Below are 18,268 nucleotides of genomic sequence, written 5' to 3'. Positions count from 1 at the left end.
CTTTTTTATTTTTAGATGAAACTAGAAATAATTATTTTAAAAGTACATTTACAAAATGGCTTTTATAATAATAAGAGTACCTTTAATATTAAGGTGGTTCTTTATTTTAGAAGTGATTTTGAAAATAGATAATGTTTAAACGAACAAAAAAATAGAAAATGAGTAAAACAATAAAAGTCCAAGATGCTATTGATGCAAAATTGTTAGAAGAACGTAAAGTTTTTCTTTGGGGAATGGTAGATGATAAATCGGCAAAGCATGTTATAGATCGCTTAATGTATTTAGATAGCTTAGAGACTAAGGATATTACACTGTATATTAACAGCCCAGGTGGTTATGTAACTTCTGGATTTGCAATGTATGACTGTATTAAAGGTCTAAAAAGTGATGTGTCTACAGTTTGTACTGGTTTAGCTGCGTCTATGGGGTCTATTTTGTTATCTGTTGGTGCTAAAGGGAAACGTTTTATCCAACCGCATGCAAGAGTAATGATACACCAACCAAGTGGAGGTGCACGTGGACAAGCTAGTGATATTGAGATTACAGCTCAAGAAATTGTAAAAACTAAAGAGTTAAGCGCGCATATTTTAGCAGATAACTGTGGTCAGACATACGAGAAAGTATTGAAAGATTTTAATCGTGACCATTGGATGGGTGCAGATGAGAGTGTTGCTTACGGTATTGTTGACGGTATAGCAGAATAATGAAATTACAAGACGAACTTAATAAAGCAGGCGGATTTAAAAACCTCGAACACTTAGCTAAGCAAGTGGTTGAGGGTTTTATATCCGGAATGCACAAAAGTCCGTTTCATGGCTTCTCTGCAGAGTTTGCAGAGCATAAAATCTATAATCAAGGCGAAAGTACACGTCATATAGATTGGAAGCTGTTTGCTAAAACAGATAAACTGTATACTAAGCGTTATGATGACGAGACTAATCTGCGTTGTCATATTATTTTAGATAACAGTAGTTCCATGCATTATCCAGAACAGGATAGTTTTTCCATTGATAATTTAAATAAGATTGCTTTTTCAGCTTTAGCGTCTGCATCCTTAATGCATATATTAAAAAAGCAGCGCGATGCAGTAGGATTAAGTATATATAGTGATAAGTATGATTTTTACGCTCCTGAAAAGGGGAGTGAACGTCACCATCAGATGTTGATCCATCAATTGGAGCAGGCGGTCAAATCAAAGCCTGTAAACAAGCAAACAGAAACTTATGCCTATTTGCATGAGATTGCAGAAAAAATTCACAGACGCTCTTTAATCTTTGTTTTTACCGATATGTTTCAAACAACCGCAGATGAGATTAAATTATTTGAAGCATTACGACATTTAAAACATAATAAACATGAGGTTGTTTTGTTTCATGTTTATGATAAAGCTAAAGAAATGAACTTTAATTTTAATAATAAGCCAAAAAGATTTATTGATATTGAAACTGGTGATTTTGTTAACTTATATGCGGATCAGGTCAAGGAAAATTATGAAAAAGCGGTGCTTGATTATTTTGAAGAATTGAAAATGAAGTGTTTACAGTACAAGATTAAGTATGTTGCTGCGGATATAAACCAAGCGTTTGATGCTGTTTTAACCAGCTATATGGTGGAACGAGAAAAGTTTATTTAAAAAAAAATAAAAAAAAGTGTAAAAAAGTTTGGTACATCCATAAAGAAGCCTATCTTTGCACTCGCAATAACGCAACGGTCTGGTAGTTCAGCTGGTTAGAATGTCGCCCTGTCACGGCGAAGGTCGCGGGTTCGAATCCCGTCCAGACCGCGAAAAATTGCTAAAAGCTCCGATTTATCGGAGCTTTTTTTGGCAATAAAATTTAGTTGTGTTGTTTTGATGGATGTAGTAGTCCATCAAACTGGTAGAAAGCTAGTTAATAGCTTGAACCGATGGAAAGCTTTCCTTTTTTCTTCTAGAAAATTGGGATGCTTTTTTATTTTATAACGTTTTGTCGGTGTTATTTGCTTTACATCGAGTTATTTAGTATATTTCTTTTTCTTAAGTCTATTTTCGTTCAGCTTTAAAATTTCCCTCTACTTTTATATTCATTCTAAAGCTAATTAATTAATTAATTTATTGAACATGCCTTTTTGTAAGTGTGTGATTTATAGTAAGCTAATCTGTTTAGCTTAAATTTTGTTGTATTTACGTTTTTAATAAATCAATAGTTAACTATAAATAATCAATATTATGAAAACCCTAAAAATTACATTAGTAGCACTTTTTTCAATCGGATTATTAACAGGTGTAAGCGCATTAGACACTACAGAGCCAATTAAGGAAAACACTAATAAAGAAGTAAAAACGCCAGATCTTAAGCTATTAGTGTTAATAGATAAAACAAAAATTAAAAAACCTGCAAATGGCTAAGGGGCTAATTCTAGATAGTTTCTGATTTTAATTAAAAAGCTTTTTTTTACGTATCGTCTAATAAATTAATTGTTTTAACTTTGAGAAGTTAACAATAATGACCTCTTTGTTTAGATTTTTATTCATTTTACTATTCTCAATTTACTGTTTGGCTCAAAAGGCACCAGCAGGTTCAAATTTAGATTCTATTTTTAGGCTTAGAAATTTATCTAAAAGTCAAAGCTTAGATATGCTCTCTAGGATAGAGTATGCGAAACAGGCAGTTATACTATCTAAGAACAAAGAAGCGGATTCAACGATACTTAATAGTAATAAAAGTTTATCTAAATTATATCTTATTAAAGATGATTTTAAGCCTCTTAAATCTATAAATATTGAAAATTTAGAATTGGCCAAAAAAATTAGGGATTCATTCGCTATTGCCGATGCTTACTATATTTTAGGTTACATCGATAATCTTGAAGCGGAATTAGATAGTGCTTACGAGTATTTTTATAAAGGATATAAAATGTATCGTGATTTAAAAAATTATGAAAAAGAAGCCGAATTGTTATACAATATGGCTAGTATTCAACTTTCTGAAAGAGATTTTATTGGAGCTGAAATTAACGCGATAAAAGCTAAGTTGGTCGTTGAAAAGCTACCAAAAACAGATAATAACTTAGATACGCTTTGGTCTATTCATAATTTAATTGCAACTATCTCAGCTCAATTACAACTATATGATAAAGCTTTAGAATATAATGATCTGGCGGTTAGTTATGCTAATACAATTAGTAATGAAAATCGGTATTATGATTTATTGTATTCAAATACTAATATAGCGTCCGTTTATAGACGAAAAGGATTATATCCAGAAGCTAAAGAAAAGTATCTTGAAATTCTTGAGGATGACGGATTGAAAGCGTACGACTTAGCACTATATGCTGTTATTAAGACTAATTTAGCGTATACAACATATTTAATCGATCCGATGGATGCTACCATAAATCCATTATTTACAGAAGCCCTTAGCAATGTAAAAAAAGCGAATGATGATTTAACTACGATGTCTATAGGTGCTTATTATGCAGAGTATTTACATGCAGTTGGTAAACAGGATTCAGCTAAATACTACAATGATTTGTCATATAAAATGGCAAAAAAGATTAATGCTAATGAGTATATTCTCCAAACACTTATTACAAAAGCAAGTATAAATAAAGACTCCGCTAGATCTTATTTAATGGAACATATAAAGCTGAGCGATAGTTTGGTCTTAGCTGAGCGCTCCATTCGTAATAAGTTTGCTAGGATAGAATTAGAAACTGCAGAAATCGTAGAAGAAAATCAGGAAATGTCAAGACAGCGGTTGTATTTAATCATTACCTCTATTGGTCTTTTGATGGTCTTATTGTTTCTGTATATATTAATAACACAAAGAGAAAAAAATAAAGAATTGCAATTAGAGCGTCAACAACAAGAAGCAAATCAAGAAATTTATGGTTTGATGTTATCACAGCAAGACAATATTGACGAGGCTAGAAAATTAGAAAAAAACAGAATATCCAAAGATATACATGACGGAATTTTAGGAAAGCTATTTGGTGTGCGATTAAGCTTAGATAGTCTTAATTTAAGTGTCAATACTGAGGCTATTGATAAAAGGAGTCATTACATAAACGAACTTAAAAATATAGAAGACGATATTAGAAAAGTATCGCATGATTTAAACACTGATTTTATCAAAAAAGCGGGATTTTTAGATATTGTAAAAACCTTGGTTGAGACGCAAATGGGAGCTTATAAAATTGCGTATTCATTTATTGGAGATGATAGTATTAATTGGGATGCTTTAGATAATACGGTAAAAATCCATCTGTATCGTATTTTACAAGAAACTATGCAGAATGCGTATAAACATGCCCAAGCAACTAAAGTTGTTATTTCATATAAAAAAGAAGACACTAATTTAGTCTTTAATATAACTGATGATGGTGAAGGGTTTGATATGTATAAGTCCAAAAAAGGGATAGGTCTTAAAAATATAGAGGATAGAGTGCAAGAAATAAAAGGGAAGCTTTTAATTACAAGTCAAAAGCAAAAAGGCACTGATATTACAATTATTGTCCCGATATTTACTAGTTAATCAACCAATTTATGAAGAGTAGTACTTTAAAAATATTAATGGTAGATGATCATCCAATGATTATTGAAGGTTACCAACATATTTTATTAGCAACAAAAAAAGAAGATCAAATATTAGATATTGATGTGGCAACGGATTGTGATTCTGCGATGTCCGCAATACTAAAGTCAAAAAATATGGGGCAACCCTATGATATGTATTTTTTTGATATTAGTATTCCAGAGTCAAGTGATGGTATATATAAGTCAGGAGAAGATTTAGCAAAGCATGTTAGATTAACACAGCCAGAGGCTAAAGTTGTGATTTTAACTATGTTTAATGAGGTGTATCGTATACATAGTATAATAAAGACCATAAACCCAGACGGATTTTTAATTAAAAGTGATTTAACGTCAAGTGAGCTAGCAAGTGCATTTGAAGTTATTCAGACTAACCCTCCGTTTTATACAGGAACTATAAATAATATTATTAAGCGTAGTATATTTAATCCTATAGAAGTGGATGAGATAAACCATAAAATGCTTCATTTTTTATCGTTAGGGGTAAGAACAAAAGATTTGGTAGCGCATTTGGGTATCACGCTAAGTGCTATTGAAAAGCGTAAAAAAAACCTAAAAGATTTATTTGTAATAGACGATGGTAAAGACGATTCTCTAATAAAAATAGCTAAAGAAAAGGGGTATATATAGCGTTAAATGTTAAAATTTAGTATTTTTTTGATTTTATAAAAGTCTGAAAAGACTTATAAAATATAAGACGTGCGGTTTTTACCACAGTAAGGCTGTGGTTTTTACCACAATAGCTAAATATAAGATTAAGTATATTTGATGTAACTTAATATAAGTTAATATTATTCCCATTTTCAAACTTCCGTTTGAATATAATAGCACTATTTACATTTACACAATGCAAAGCAACATCTCTCGATGTTGCTTTGTGTATTTTAGACCTTTTTGTCTTTCAACTTTCAATAGTATTTGTGTGATTTTTTTATTTTAATAATAAACAATACAAGTTTAAATTTCAATGTAAGTTTATGTTATTAAAGCTGTTAAAAACATTTTACATCTAATATTTATAACTAATTTATTAGTTTAAACTAAATATTTAGTTATATTTGTTTTATTCAACTAATAATTTAGTTACAAAAAATGAAAGCACTTACCAAAGCAGAAGAAGACATAATGCAAGTTTTATGGCAGTTAGAAAAAGCTAACGTCAAGCAAATAATAGAAGAGTTTCCTGAGCCAAAACCTGCTTATAATACAGTCTCTACTATTGTTAGAATTTTAGAGTCTAAGGGCTTTGTAGATTATGAAAAGCAAGGGAAAGGCCATATGTATTTTCCATTATTAAAAAAGCAAGATTACAGTAACCAGTCTATTAATAAGCTTGTGGATAATTATTTTCAGGGTTCGTTTAAAAGTATGGTGTCCTTTTTTGTTAAAAAAAATGACATTAGCTTAAATGAGTTGGAGTCTGTTTTAAATGAAATCAATAAAAAAGAATAGTTATGATGTACTACGTTTTTCAAACGATACTGTTTCAGCTACTGTTTTTAGTGGCTTATGATCTGTTTTTAAAAAAGGGTACGTTTTTTAATTATAACAGAGTTTATTTATTAGTCACGTCTGTATTGTCTTTAGTTATTCCTTTTGTGAAAATTGAGGGGTTTAATAAGATTATTCCAACCAGTTATATGGTTGCTTTACCAGAAGTTTTAATTGGTAATACTGGACAAGTAGCTTCAGAAGCAAGTCGTTTTAATGGGGATTGGTCAGCTTCATTAGGCGCTATAGCTAATCTATATGTTTTGGTTTCGGTTGTAATGCTAGTCTTCTTTCTAATCAAGTTAATTAAAATAATAAGGATAATAGCAGTTAATCCCAAGGCTAAAGAAGATGGTCTTACCATTGTAACTTTAAAAGGCTCCGATTCTGCTTTTACTTTTTTTAATTACGTGTGTTTAGGAGATATGCTTTCAGCAGACCAAATACATCATGTTTTAGCACATGAGCGTAGTCATGCCAACGATAAACACACCTTGGATTTACTTTGGTTTGAAGCCTTAAAAATAGGTTTTTGGTGTAATCCATTAGTATATCTCTATCAAAATAGAATAAGTAATCTACATGAATATATTGCCGATCACAATGCGGTAAAAGTTGGTAAAACAGAATATTACCAACAGTTATTACAGCAGGTTTTTAGTGTTAAAAACTGTGCTTTTATCAATCCATTTTTCAAACAATCATTAATCAAAAAACGAATCATTATGTTACAAAAATCAAAATCAAATCAGACGCAGTTAATTAAGTATTTATTAATAATCCCTATGGTTTTAGGGATGTTAGTGTATTCTTCTTGTTCCAATGGGGAGCCCGTATCAAAAGATTCAGATAGTAATCAAATAACACCAAAAGTAATAACCGTTGTAGAAGATGTTGCAGTAACGACTACTGGTGAAGATGTTGGAGTAATGACCATCGTAGAAGATGTGGATGTAGATGATGCTAGAAATTTGGAAATAGAGGTGCCATTTTCAAAATTAGATCAGTCTCCTATGTTTGAGGCTTGCCAGTCAATAACAGGTAAATCTGAACAGAAAAAATGCTTTTCAGACCAAGTGACACGACATATTGCAACTAATTTTAATACAAAATTAGGGAAAGATTTAAGCTTAGTAAAAGGCGTAAAACGTATTAATGTCATGTTTAGAATTGATAAGGATGGTTTGGTTTATGATGTTGAAGCGCGTGCGCCTCATCCTGATTTAGAAACAGAAGCTATACGTGTAATTAATAGTTTGCCGAAAATTACTCCAGCTATGCACGAAGGTAAAACGGTAAACGTTACTTATGCTTTGCCAATTATTTTTAAAATTAATTAAATGAAGCGACTGCTTATTGTTATAGGTTTACTGTTATTTTTTTTTAATGCTAAGGCTCAAACCAATGTTTTGGCTGTGGCAGATAGCTTGTATAATTATGGTAGTTATGCTAAGGCTATTAGTTATTATAACCAGCTTGAAGACGCGTTACCATATTCACAACAAATCGCAAAATCATATGTGTTTTTAGGAAATTATGATCAAGCAATAACATATTATAATAAAGCATTAAACAGTAATCGGAGCAATGCGCTATTAAAATTTGAACTGTGTAAATTACTAATACAAACCGGTAAGTTGCAAGAGGCTGAAGTGCTGCTATTAGAGTTGGCTATTACAGATGCTGATAATCCTAATTATCAATATTATTTAGGTGTAGTGTCTAACGCTTTAGGGCAGTACATAAGTGCTCAAGATTATTTTTTTAATGTTTTTGAGTTAGATGACTCAAACCAAAAAGCGATATATGAGTTAGCTAAATATAATTTAAAAAACAGGTCCTTTGATAAAGTTGAATATTATGTTAAAACAGGATTAAAAGCATATCCTAATAATAAAAAACTAATCGCACTTGGTGGGCAAAGTTACTATCTGCAAGAGGACTATCACAAAGCGATAGCTCAGTTTTTAAAACTATTAGAATTAGGAGAAACTACAAAGTTTGTTAACGAAAAACTAGGGTATGCTTATGGTAAAGTTTATAATTATAGCAAGGCTATTACCTATTTAGAAAAGGCGTTAGAAAAGGATCCTAAAGACGCTTATAATCACTATCAATTGGGATTAAACTATCAGCGCAATACTCAGTATTTGTTAGCTGAAAAGCATATATCACAATCTATTAAATTGCAAGAAGACCCTTTAGATGAGGTTTATATAAAACTGGGTGTTGTTTATAATTTACAAGAAAAACATGCAGATGCTATTCAGGCATTTACTAAAGCGTTAAAAGAAAATCCTGGGTCTGAAGCAGCTTATTTTTATAGGGTTTATACTAAGTTGGTGTTTTATAAAAATATGGACACGAAAATAGAGGAGGTAGAGTCGTTTAATAAACGATTTCCTGGTAGTAAATACATACCAATTTTAAACGTAAAGCTTGCTGAATTAAAAAGTCAAGACTTTCAAAATAAATCCGAATAATCAAACTTTGTTTTGTAAATCATGCTTTTGGTCTGAAAAACAACGAATTTTATCTATAAAGTAAAGTTTTTTTATTTGATTTATATAATTGTATGAAAAATACTATATCTTCATATTTCTTAAAAAAATAGTTTAGTATGAAAAGATTTTTACCTTTAGTTTTTGTGTTATTATGTTTTACAACTGTAGCAAATGCGCAAATAAATCAAGATTGCAAAAACACGTGTACAATTGATAAAATTGTTTACGAAACAGCTTTTTTAGGAGTGCAATTTGGAAGTCCTTGTGATAAAGAAAGTAAGACCGATAAAGGGGTTATTATTTTAAAAGTAATTGAAGGTACAGCAGCAGCTGACAATAAATTACAACCATATGATTTGGTTTTAGCTATGGATGGTGAAGCTGTTAACAGACGTGGTGATGCCATGAATGCTGTTAAAGCATACCAGCCTTTTGATGCGGTAAGATTTACAATTTTAAGAGATGGTAGGACGTTAATTAAAACCATTACCTTAGGTGCTAAGACTAGCAAAGTGGTTCAGGAAATAGTATGTTGTGATGAGGCAGTATCATCATTATCTAAAGAAAACATAAGCTTATTTCCAAATCCAGCAGTAAGTAAATTAAACGTGTCTTTTAAAGAAGTAATTCAAGGTGAATATAGTTTTGCTGTTTACATGACAAACGGTGTACTTGTAAAAGAGTATAAAAAACGTTTTGTAAAAGGAGATTTAAACGAAGAAATAAACGTCGACAAACTTGAAGATGGTATCTACGTTTTAAAAATCTCAAAAGACGATACAACGTATTCTAATCTATTTGTAGTTAAGAGAAACTAGTAAGTAAGTTTTAGTCATCTAAAAAAGTTGTATTTTTCCGCTATATTAGTTAATTATGAAACAAATAGCTGTTTTTTTACTCTTTTTTGTAGTGGTGTCTTGCCAGTATTTTGACGTAAAAAAAACAACCTCTGATGCTATTTATCAAGAAGAGTTAAAGACCTTTAATTGGAACGAAGTAGATAATTATCCTAGTTTTTTGGCTTGTGAAAGTTTGCAGATAAAACAAGAAATTAAACATTGTTTTGAAACCACGTTAGCCAAGCATATTTCTGAAAGTCTTCAAAATGAAACCATTATTGTTAATCAAGATGTTAATGATACAATTATGTTGTCTTTTTTGATTTCTGAAAAAGGAGAGTTACAAATAAATTCTATCGAAATTGACAGTTTAACAACCCATGAAATCCCCAATTTAGAAGCTTCAATAACAGAAAGTTTAAACACCTTGCCTAAAATATTTCCAGCGGTAAAACGTGGTCAGCAAGTTAAAACACAGTTTAAGTTGCCTATAATTTTAAAGGTTGACGAGTAGGGTTTAAAACCTGATCGCATACTTTTTCATAAGTCTTAATATTTCTACATATAACCATACAATGGTTACTAAAAGTCCCCAGGTGGCTAGCCATTCTTTATATTTTGGTGCTTTATTTTTTTGTCTTTCTATATAATCAAAATCCAGTAGTAAGGAGAGGGCAGCAAATAACGCAGCAAAGACATTAAATCCAATAGCAAGCCATGAGGTTCCCCAAATAAAAGATTGTATTCCAAAAAAGCTTAAGATGTATGAGATTACATAGGTTACAAAAATGCTACTACAGACTGTTATAATAGTACTTTTTACACGATTGGTTACTGCAATTAGTTTGGTTTGATATAAAAACAACACCACAAAAAAGGTAATTAGTGTCACGCCAATAGCTTGATAAGGTAAATCAGGAAATTGTGTTTGTGCGTATACAGTAATTCCGCCTAGAAAAAAACCTTTAGCCACAGCATATAATGGCACTAATATATGTGCCCATTGCTGTCTAACAGATAGTACAATACTAATAACAACAGCAGCAAGCATTCCGCCTGACGTAAACCATTTAATACTTGTACCGTTAGTGTGTAGTTTCCAACTTGCTAAAACAATGCTGCTAATTATTAATAAACAATACAGTGTTTTAATAAGAATACCGGTCACGGTCATTTTTTTTGTAGCACGTGGCTGTGCTTTCCAAAAATAATTTGAAAAGGCAGGGTTAGACGTTTTGTTTAAATAGCGCATAGGTTAGTTTGATACTAAAGTATGATTTTTTAGGAGAGTGTCCTTATTTTTTAAAGGATCTTCCTTTCCATTTGTAGTTTGTAAATAAGGCTATAAAAGCAACATACACGCTAAAAAAAGGATATATAAAACAACTCCAAACATAATGTTTTAGCGTCTCTTGTTTATTAAAAAACTGACTGGTTTTATAAAGTAGTAAATAGTCAATAGCAATTTTAATAAAAAACAAATAAGCAAAAGTTTTTGTTTTAAATAAGCCTAAGGCTGTTAACACAATACTTATAACAATGCTTGCATTGGCTATTAAAACTAGTAAACCAACAATTTTGGCAAAGGTGTTGTTGTAGTGTCTTGTTTTACTGGCCCATCGGATGCGTTGAGAGAGTAGATCTTTAATATTTTTTTGTGGTGCAGTGTTGACAATGGCTTGCTCGGATTTTAGAAAATGAACAGCATTTTTATCTTCTTTTAAGGCCTTTTCCATTAAAAAAATATCATCACCACTAGCAATATTACTATTGCCTTCAAATCCATTTAGGCTTGTAAAAAAATCTTTTTTGTAAGCTAAATTAGCGCCATTACATAAAAAGGGTTTACGGATTCCAAAAGCACCTATTGTTGCTCCAATTAGACTTAAAAAATCTAAAGTTTGAAAGGCGTTAAATAATCTGTTGTTACTGTTGTAAGTGACTGGTCCAGCAAGCATTTTTAAACTATGGTCTTGAATATAATTATCAAAACTGTCTAACCAATAATTAGGTACGGTACAATCTGCATCTGTCGTTAGTATCCACTCGTGTTTAGCTTGTGTAACTGCAGTTGTTATCGCATCTTTTTTAGGTGATTGTGTTAGTCTTTGATTGTCTATTGTTTTAATAAAAAGACGATTGCTTTTATTTTGAGAGAGGTGTTTTTGAATGATGTCAACCGATTGATCTTCGGAGTCATCATTTACTAAAAGGACTTCAAATAAGTCTTTTGGGTAATTTAAGTTTAAAAGTGAAGCTATTAATTTAGGGAGATTTTCGGCTTCATTTCTAAACGGAATAACAACCGTAAAGGTCGTTTTTGGAGCGAGTTCTCTAAGTCTATACTCTTTAACTTTATCAAAGCCTATGACAAAAACACCTATTAAAAATAGATACAGTAAAATAATGATAATAATCGTAATTTCCATTAGGAATTGAGTTTTGAGAGATTAAAATTTAAGACATAATAGCTTCCAAATATACTTGGCAGCGCAAAGTTTAATAACCACATTAAAAGAATACAACTTAAAACAGGTAATTCGGTAACATTAGCAGCTCCAAAAAGATAAATGGCTAGGCTTCCTTTTATAACAACATCAAATATTGAAATGGTCGGAATTATAGAAGCTAACAAATAAAGACTTGTGATTATAACCATGCTTTCTGGGTAGCTTAGTGTTATTCCGAAAAGGATTAAAATATAATAAAACTGAAAAGAGAATACAGCATAGCGCAAAAAGGATAAACATAAGCCTATTGTAATGTAATTAGTACCTAATGTTGCTAGGTAGTCTTTGATTTTTTTAATAGAAAATCCTTTTATTTTGTACTTCGTTTTTTTTATCCCGATAATGGAAAGTATTGCAATACTAAGGATGATTAAAATCCCTCTTGATATTTTTAAAAAATCGATACTAATGGGATAAGTCTTATAGTAAAAGGCAAAACCTATACCTCCTAAAACAACGGTAATTGTCATTTGCATTAGATTACCAATCAGATTGGTTAGTAAAATGTGTTTACGATAGGGTTTTGAGTAATAGATGGCTTTGGCGCCATATTCTCCAATACGGTTTGGTGTAAATAGGGATGCAGTTAGTGATCCTAAACTTTGTTCTAGAGCTTCAAAAAAAGTGAGCGCTTTTAATTTAGACACTAAAAAACGCCATTTTATGATTTCAATAAACCAGTTTAAACTACTTAAAAAGACTAAAAGCACACTATTTTTAATCGAAAACACTTTGTTGTCTTTTAAAAATTGAAAAAAACCATTAACATCTAGACTGTCAGTTCTAGTTAGTTTGTGATATATAAAATAAAAAGCACCAACAACTATGCTTAATTTAATAAGTACAAAAAAGAATTGTTTAGTTTTGTAAGGCAAGCTGCTGTGCATAATAGTTGCGCCAATGTTGACGCTTGCAAATTAAACTAAATATTACACAATGTTATCTACAATCAAACACTATTGTATTATCCTAATAACTGTTTTTACTGTAAGTACAGTAACTGCTCAAATAGAAACTAGTAAATGGAAAGCGCTTATTGCGGTTGGTATTAACAGTCCATCTCAAGAAGGGTTAGTTGCTCCTTTTGAAGCAAATAGTATTAATTTTCCGACTATAAATTTAGGCGTTCAGAATATGTTTACACCTAAACTAGGAGCTAAATTAGATTTTGGATATCATCGTTTTGTAAATGCAGATAATACGCCAGAATTTAAAACCAATTACACGCGTGTTAATTTACAGTTTGTGTATGACGCGAGCACAGATTTTGTGTTTTTGCCAATGGAGACTGGAGTTGTCTTTCATATTGGGCCCGGATATTCTATGATAAAACCTTTAGGAGATTATGGCGATAATAAATCGTCATTTTTAAACGGAATGGCTGGAATGGAATTTCATTATGGGATCAGTAGAACAGTATCCGCATTTGTTGATGGATCTTATATTATAGGATTCGCAGATGCTTTTGATCCAATCACAGAAGGGTTTGGGTCTTTTAATGGTAATATGTTAACCGTAACCGTTGGTGTGGCTGTGTCATTAAGTGGTTGTTATACTTGTAATTAAATGAGCAAAGAACAAATTATATTAGGGATTGATCCAGGAACAACCATCATGGGTTTTGGTTTGATTAAAGTGGTAAATAAAAAAATGAGTCTGATTCAGTTAAACGAATTAGATTTAAAAAAATACGATGATCATTACCTAAAACTGAAACTTATTTTTGAACGTACCATAGAGCTGATTGAAACACATCATCCAGATGAAATTGCTATCGAAGCGCCTTTCTTTGGTAAAAACGTACAAAGTATGCTTAAGTTAGGACGTGCTCAGGGTGTTGCTATGGCAGCTGGTTTGAGTCGTGAAGTGCCTATAACAGAGTATGCGCCTAAAAAGATTAAAATGGCTATTACTGGAAGCGGAAATGCAAGTAAGGAGCAAGTTGCAAAAATGTTGCAAAGTATGTTAGGGATTAAAACCTTACCAAAAAATCTAGATTCAATGGATGGACTTGGAGCAGCTGTGTGTCATTTTTATAATCAAGGACGTGTAGAGATTGGTAAAAGTTATACCGGTTGGAGTGCTTTTGTTAAACAGAATGAAAAGCGTGTAAAAAAGTAGTTTGTTATTTCTGCTTAAGCAGAAATCTACTTTAAAACGAGAAGACCCTCACCAATACTTATTAAAAACTAAATGTCAGGAATATACATACACATACCGTTTTGCAAGCAGGCCTGTCATTACTGTGATTTTCATTTTTCGACGTCAATGAAAAAGAAAGATCAGTTAATTTCGGCTTTAGCCAAAGAATTAGAACTGCGTAAAGACGAGTTTAAAAATACAACAGTAGAAACTATCTATTTTGGAGGAGGTACTCCAAGTGTACTATCTACTGCTGAGTTGCAATATCTTATTGATGCTGTATATTTAAATTATAAAGTTATCGATGACTCGGAAATTACTTTAGAAGCCAATCCTGACGATTTAAATGAAGACGTTATAATGGCATTGGCAAAAAGCCCTATTAATCGTTTAAGTATTGGTATTCAATCGTTTTTTGAAAAAGATTTAATTTTAATGAATCGGGCTCACAATGCAGAGGAGGCTAAACTCTGTTTACAACTAGCAACCCAATATTTTGATAACATAAGTTTAGATTTAATTTACGGTATACCAAACAGTACCAATGCAGAGTGGTTAGAAAATATACAAACAGCACTAAGCTTTGGAGTGCCACATATTTCTAGTTACGCCTTAACGGTGGAGCCTAAAACAGCATTGGCTAGTTTTATAGCAAAAGGAGTAATTGATAATGTGGATGACGACTTGGCGCATGAGCAGTTTCATATTTTAATAGAAGCTCTAGCTCAGGCAGGTTTTGACCATTATGAGTTGTCTAATTTTGGAAAAAAAGGATTTTATAGTAAAAATAATAGCGCCTATTGGTTAGGTAAGCCTTATTTAGGCATCGGACCTTCGGCACATAGTTTTAATGGAAATGAACGTGCTTGGAATGTAAAAAATAATACGATTTACATTACTAAAATTAACCAAGAGCAATTACCATTAGAGGTTGAGGTTTTGAGTTTAAATGATAAGTATAACGAATTTGTGATGACAGGACTGCGCACTATTTGGGGGGTCTCATTAACAGCGGTCGAAAAACAATTTGGAAAACCCTTTTTGGAATACTTGTTGCAACAAGCTAATCAGTATGTGAATAAACAAATGTTGTATATTGAGGATAACAACTTAAAAACAACAAAAACTGGTAAGTTTCTTAGTGATGGGATTGCTTCGGACTTATTTATGCTGAATTAATTTTCGCGTTTTGGTATTAATTTGTATTTTCTATTCTCATACTTAAAAAACCTAAAAACTCACAGAAACAAGTACAGTTAACATGATTTCTACAATAACCATAAACACCAAAAAGTACACCGTAAATTTAGCACAACCTTTAGATATATCAATGCCACTTCGGGCGTCAAAAACCAATGCGAATGCTTGGTATTTAGACGAACCAAAGATTGAGCCGGTTGTGGTTAATGATTGGACTGCAAGTGTTAAAAAAGGTGCGTCCATTAACTTTAATAATATTCAATTTAATCCGCATGCACACGGGACGCATACAGAGTGTGTTGGTCATATTACGGAGCAGTTTTATAGTGTAAACAAATGTTTAAAACAGTTTTTCTTTTTAGCTGAAGTCATTACTGTTGCACCAGAATTAATAGGTGAAGATCAGGTTATTTCTAAGGCGCAGCTTCAATATTTATTAAAACAACGCAAACCACAGGCTTTAGTTATTAGGACAATGCCTAATACTAAAGAGAAAAAATCTAGACAGTATTCCAATACCAACTGGCCTTATTTAACAGAGGAAGCAGCCTTGTTTATCAGAAAAATAGGCGTTAAACATTTACTTATAGATTTACCAAGTGTAGACAAGGAAAAGGATGATGGTAAATTATTAGCACACAAAGCCTTTTGGGATTTTAATGGTAAGATTAGAAAAGACGCTACAATAACGGAGTTTATTTATGTGCCAAACAAAGTTCAGGATGGTAAGTATGTTTTAAACCTTCAAATTGCACCAATTGAAAACGATGCAACCCCAAGTAAACCCATTTTATATAAAATAGAACAATAGATGGAAACATTTTTTACATTAATTATAGGCGGTATTGTTGGATTAGGTATTTATACTTTATACAACCACTTACAATCTAAAAAAAAGGTATCAGCGCAATCTGTAATCTTATTAGACAAAATTAAAAAGGTCTGTAAGTTTATTACTGTAGAAGGCGATTTTGCCGAAATCTACCACTATGAAGATGTTAAAGAGCGTTTTTTAAAACTAGTATCTAGTAAGAAAAAAGCGTTAGTAGTTATTAATGCGAAAGCTTATGTTGGCTATGATTTTAATAAGATTGAATTAACTTCAAATCATAAAAAAAAGACAGTAACTATCAGTCATTTTCCGCAACCAGAAATCTTGTCTATCGAGACTAATATTAATTACTACGATAAAAAAGATGGTTATTTTAATAAGTTTGAAGCCACAGATCTAACTAATTTAAGTGAGGAGGCAAAACAACATATTAGAGATAAGGTGCCGGAAAGTGGATTGTATAGCGTAGCAAGAAAAGAGGCGTTAGAGTCTTTATTACTTGTAGAGAACATTGTGGAAACTATAGGTTGGAAGTTGGATTATACAGCGCTTAAACTTAAGTCTGGAGAAAAATTAAAGTTAAAATAACGTTATTATATCGATATTATTTACTTTTAATCTGAAGTATCGATTATTTTGATTATATTTATTTGGGCTAAGGCTTGTTTTTAATACATTAGTTATCAGAAAATTACACCTCAAGTTATGAATAAATTCCTACAATACATCAATGAGACTTTAATAAGTCTAGATATTCCTGCTTTAATTAACCTAGATGATAAGTCAAATCATAAGGTGTTTAAAAAAACTTCGCGAAAATCTAAAGCGACACAGCAAAAATAAATCTTATATTGTTGTGCTATGGATATAGAACAACTTAGAAATTACTGTTTAAGTAAACCAAAAGTAACAGAGACGTTTCCTTTTGATGCACATACTTTAGTCTTTAAAGTATTGGATAAAATGTTTGCATTATTCCCTTTAGAAAAATGGGATAACGGATTAGCATCTATAAACTTAAAGTGTGATCCAGAGTATGCGTTACAACTGCGTGCAGAGTATGAGAGTATTGTGCCTGGTTGGCATTCTAATAAAAAACATTGGAATACTGTTTATATCTATAAATCAGAATTGAAACCTCAATTTATCTTACAGTTAATAGACCATTCTTATGATATGGTAGTTAAAGGTATGACTAAAAAAATGCAGTTAGAGTTAAAGAAATAAGCTTGCTTATCGATACTTAAATGCGGTTTAACGACATATAATTTGGTTCTAAAGAAAATTAAAAAATGGAGGTGGTTATAAAAGTAATTTTGATATAATTAATTACTTAAATTCATTACCATGACTCAATTTTTAAATACTATCCTCTCAAAAGTATTTTCTATAAATACAGCTCCTCTAAATCAAAATAGTGGCATTAATCAGACCTCAGATTTAAAAACTAAACATTTTCAAAATTTACACACTAGCTTAAAACAATTAGAATTTATTTCTTGTTTTGAAATGCACTTAGACAATAAAAAAGAAGATAGTTATAAGTTAAGTTTTCTTCAAGAATTAGCGCGTATTAAGTACAGTGCAGAGGTTAATACAATAGAATCTATTCAATATTGTAAAGCAGTTTAAAACAACTCATTTTCCATTCGTCGACACTTAAACGCTATCCACCGACACTACAATCGTTCTAAGCGAATTATAAATAAACGACTTTCCTATTAAAGTACCTTGCGGGTAATTCATAACAAATACCCTCGTAATGATTAAAAAACTTAAAATTCTTCTTATTGAAGATGACATGATAGAAGTAATGAAGTTAAATAGAACAATTTCAACTTTAAAGCTAGATCATACAATTATTGAAGCCAATAATGGAGAAGATGCATTGGAATTATTAGAGCAAAAAGACAACTTACCTGATATAATTTTATTAGATTTAAACATGCCCAAAATTAATGGTATAGAATTTTTGAAAATTTTAAAAAAGGATGATGTCTTAAGATATATTCCTACCATTATTTTAACAACATCTAATAATCAAAAAGATTTATTAGAATGTTATAAAACAGGTGTTGCAGGATATGTTATCAAACCTTTAAAATATGAAGATTACGTAAGTAAGATTGAAAGGGTGTTAGCGTATTGGAGTGTTAATGAATTAATAGTAGTTTAGA

At 31.3% G+C, this 18,268-nt stretch carries 21 protein-coding genes and 1 tRNA gene; 19 read left to right on the top strand and 3 right to left on the bottom strand.

Annotation, left to right across the window (positions count from 1 at the left end; all coding sequences use genetic code 11):
- The first annotated feature begins 158 nt into the window (after nt 1–158).
- From CXF54_RS00605 to CXF54_RS00555, 11 genes are all read left to right on the top strand, one after another.
- A complete protein-coding gene (locus CXF54_RS00605; RefSeq protein ID WP_090836568.1) occupies nt 159–704 on the top strand; it encodes a ClpP family protease in 546 nt (181 codons plus the stop codon).
- On the top strand, nt 704–1,633 hold the full coding sequence (locus CXF54_RS00600) for a DUF58 domain-containing protein (protein WP_101202026.1): 930 nt from the start codon (nt 704–706) through the stop codon (nt 1,631–1,633). The genes CXF54_RS00605 and CXF54_RS00600 overlap by 1 nt, the downstream gene beginning before the upstream one ends.
- Nucleotides 1,634–1,709: 76 nt before the next feature.
- Nucleotides 1,710–1,783: transfer RNA gene (locus CXF54_RS00595), tRNA-Asp, on the top strand.
- A gap of 423 nt (nt 1,784–2,206) precedes the next feature.
- Nucleotides 2,207–2,386: a hypothetical protein gene (locus tag CXF54_RS00590; protein WP_101202025.1), complete on the top strand. Its 180-nt coding sequence runs from the start codon at nt 2,207–2,209 to the stop codon at nt 2,384–2,386.
- A 229-nt stretch (nt 2,387–2,615) separates the two neighbouring features.
- Complete coding sequence (locus CXF54_RS00585) at nt 2,616–4,514, top strand: sensor histidine kinase (protein WP_198551031.1); 1,899 nt, start codon at nt 2,616–2,618, stop codon at nt 4,512–4,514.
- A gap of 11 nt (nt 4,515–4,525) precedes the next feature.
- Nucleotides 4,526–5,203 (top strand): response regulator, encoded by a 678-nt coding sequence (locus tag CXF54_RS00580; protein WP_090836562.1) that lies wholly within the window; start codon nt 4,526–4,528, stop codon nt 5,201–5,203.
- A 462-nt stretch (nt 5,204–5,665) separates the two neighbouring features.
- On the top strand, nt 5,666–6,025 hold the full coding sequence (locus tag CXF54_RS00575; protein WP_090836560.1) for a BlaI/MecI/CopY family transcriptional regulator: 360 nt from the start codon (nt 5,666–5,668) through the stop codon (nt 6,023–6,025).
- Nucleotides 6,026–6,027: 2 nt separating this feature from the next.
- Nucleotides 6,028–7,404, top strand: coding sequence for a M56 family metallopeptidase (locus CXF54_RS00570; protein ID WP_101202023.1), 1,377 nt, complete (start codon nt 6,028–6,030; stop codon nt 7,402–7,404).
- Nucleotides 7,405–8,547 (top strand): tetratricopeptide repeat protein, encoded by a 1,143-nt coding sequence (locus tag CXF54_RS00565; protein WP_101202022.1) that lies wholly within the window; start codon nt 7,405–7,407, stop codon nt 8,545–8,547.
- A 137-nt stretch (nt 8,548–8,684) separates the two neighbouring features.
- On the top strand, nt 8,685–9,386 hold the full coding sequence (locus CXF54_RS00560; protein WP_101202021.1) for a PDZ domain-containing protein: 702 nt from the start codon (nt 8,685–8,687) through the stop codon (nt 9,384–9,386).
- Nucleotides 9,387–9,441: 55 nt separating this feature from the next.
- Nucleotides 9,442–9,921 (top strand): hypothetical protein, encoded by a 480-nt coding sequence (locus CXF54_RS00555; protein ID WP_090836554.1) that lies wholly within the window; start codon nt 9,442–9,444, stop codon nt 9,919–9,921.
- 3 nt (nt 9,922–9,924) lie between these two features.
- On the opposite strand, the gene CXF54_RS00550 is transcribed toward CXF54_RS00555, so the two are convergent.
- From CXF54_RS00550 to CXF54_RS00540, 3 genes are read right to left on the bottom strand one after another with little or no spacing between them, the layout of a single operon-like run.
- Nucleotides 9,925–10,659 carry a Bax inhibitor-1/YccA family protein gene (locus CXF54_RS00550; protein ID WP_101202020.1) on the bottom strand — a complete coding sequence of 245 codons (735 nt, stop codon included), beginning with the start codon at nt 10,657–10,659 and terminating at the stop codon, nt 9,925–9,927.
- A 43-nt stretch (nt 10,660–10,702) separates the two neighbouring features.
- Entirely contained in the window at nt 10,703–11,836 is a 1,134-nt protein-coding gene (locus tag CXF54_RS00545) for a glycosyltransferase family 2 protein (RefSeq protein ID WP_101202019.1), read from the bottom strand.
- Nucleotides 11,836–12,804 (bottom strand): lysylphosphatidylglycerol synthase domain-containing protein, encoded by a 969-nt coding sequence (locus tag CXF54_RS00540; protein ID WP_101202018.1) that lies wholly within the window; start codon nt 12,802–12,804, stop codon nt 11,836–11,838. Before CXF54_RS00540 ends, CXF54_RS00545 begins: the two co-directional genes overlap by 1 nt.
- 49 nt (nt 12,805–12,853) lie before the next feature.
- Between CXF54_RS00540 and CXF54_RS00535 the strand changes: the two genes are divergently transcribed.
- The 8 genes from CXF54_RS00535 (at nt 12,854) to CXF54_RS00500 (ending at nt 18,267) form a co-directional block, all read left to right on the top strand.
- The gene (locus CXF54_RS00535; protein ID WP_101202017.1) at nt 12,854–13,483 is read left to right on the top strand and encodes a cell envelope biogenesis protein OmpA; all 630 of its coding nucleotides are present in this window, start codon (nt 12,854–12,856) and stop codon (nt 13,481–13,483) included.
- Nucleotides 13,484–14,038: a crossover junction endodeoxyribonuclease RuvC gene (ruvC, locus tag CXF54_RS00530; RefSeq protein ID WP_090836545.1), complete on the top strand. Its 555-nt coding sequence runs from the start codon at nt 13,484–13,486 to the stop codon at nt 14,036–14,038.
- 72 nt (nt 14,039–14,110) lie between these two features.
- The gene (hemW, locus tag CXF54_RS00525) at nt 14,111–15,238 is read left to right on the top strand and encodes a radical SAM family heme chaperone HemW (RefSeq protein ID WP_101202016.1); all 1,128 of its coding nucleotides are present in this window, start codon (nt 14,111–14,113) and stop codon (nt 15,236–15,238) included.
- A gap of 82 nt (nt 15,239–15,320) precedes the next feature.
- Nucleotides 15,321–16,070, top strand: a complete 750-nt coding sequence (locus CXF54_RS00520; protein ID WP_101202015.1) for a cyclase family protein — start codon at nt 15,321–15,323, stop codon at nt 16,068–16,070.
- Nucleotides 16,071–16,679 (top strand): DUF4230 domain-containing protein, encoded by a 609-nt coding sequence (locus CXF54_RS00515; RefSeq protein WP_101202014.1) that lies wholly within the window; start codon nt 16,071–16,073, stop codon nt 16,677–16,679.
- Nucleotides 16,680–16,952: 273 nt separating this feature from the next.
- Complete coding sequence (locus CXF54_RS00510) at nt 16,953–17,318, top strand: MmcQ/YjbR family DNA-binding protein (RefSeq protein ID WP_101202013.1); 366 nt, start codon at nt 16,953–16,955, stop codon at nt 17,316–17,318.
- Between the two features lie 120 nt (nt 17,319–17,438).
- Nucleotides 17,439–17,723, top strand: a complete 285-nt coding sequence (locus CXF54_RS00505) for a hypothetical protein (protein WP_101202012.1) — start codon at nt 17,439–17,441, stop codon at nt 17,721–17,723.
- Between the two features lie 130 nt (nt 17,724–17,853).
- Nucleotides 17,854–18,267: a response regulator gene (locus CXF54_RS00500; protein WP_101202011.1), complete on the top strand. Its 414-nt coding sequence runs from the start codon at nt 17,854–17,856 to the stop codon at nt 18,265–18,267.
- Nucleotide 18,268: the final 1 nt, after the last annotated feature.

Origin of the sequence: Olleya sp. 1-3 (assembly GCF_002836085.1) — a bacterium.
Taxonomy (GTDB): Bacteria; Bacteroidota; Bacteroidia; order Flavobacteriales; family Flavobacteriaceae; genus Olleya; species Olleya namhaensis.
The sequence above is the reverse complement of the archived record's forward strand: the minus strand, read 5'-3'. Positions and strand labels throughout refer to the sequence as shown.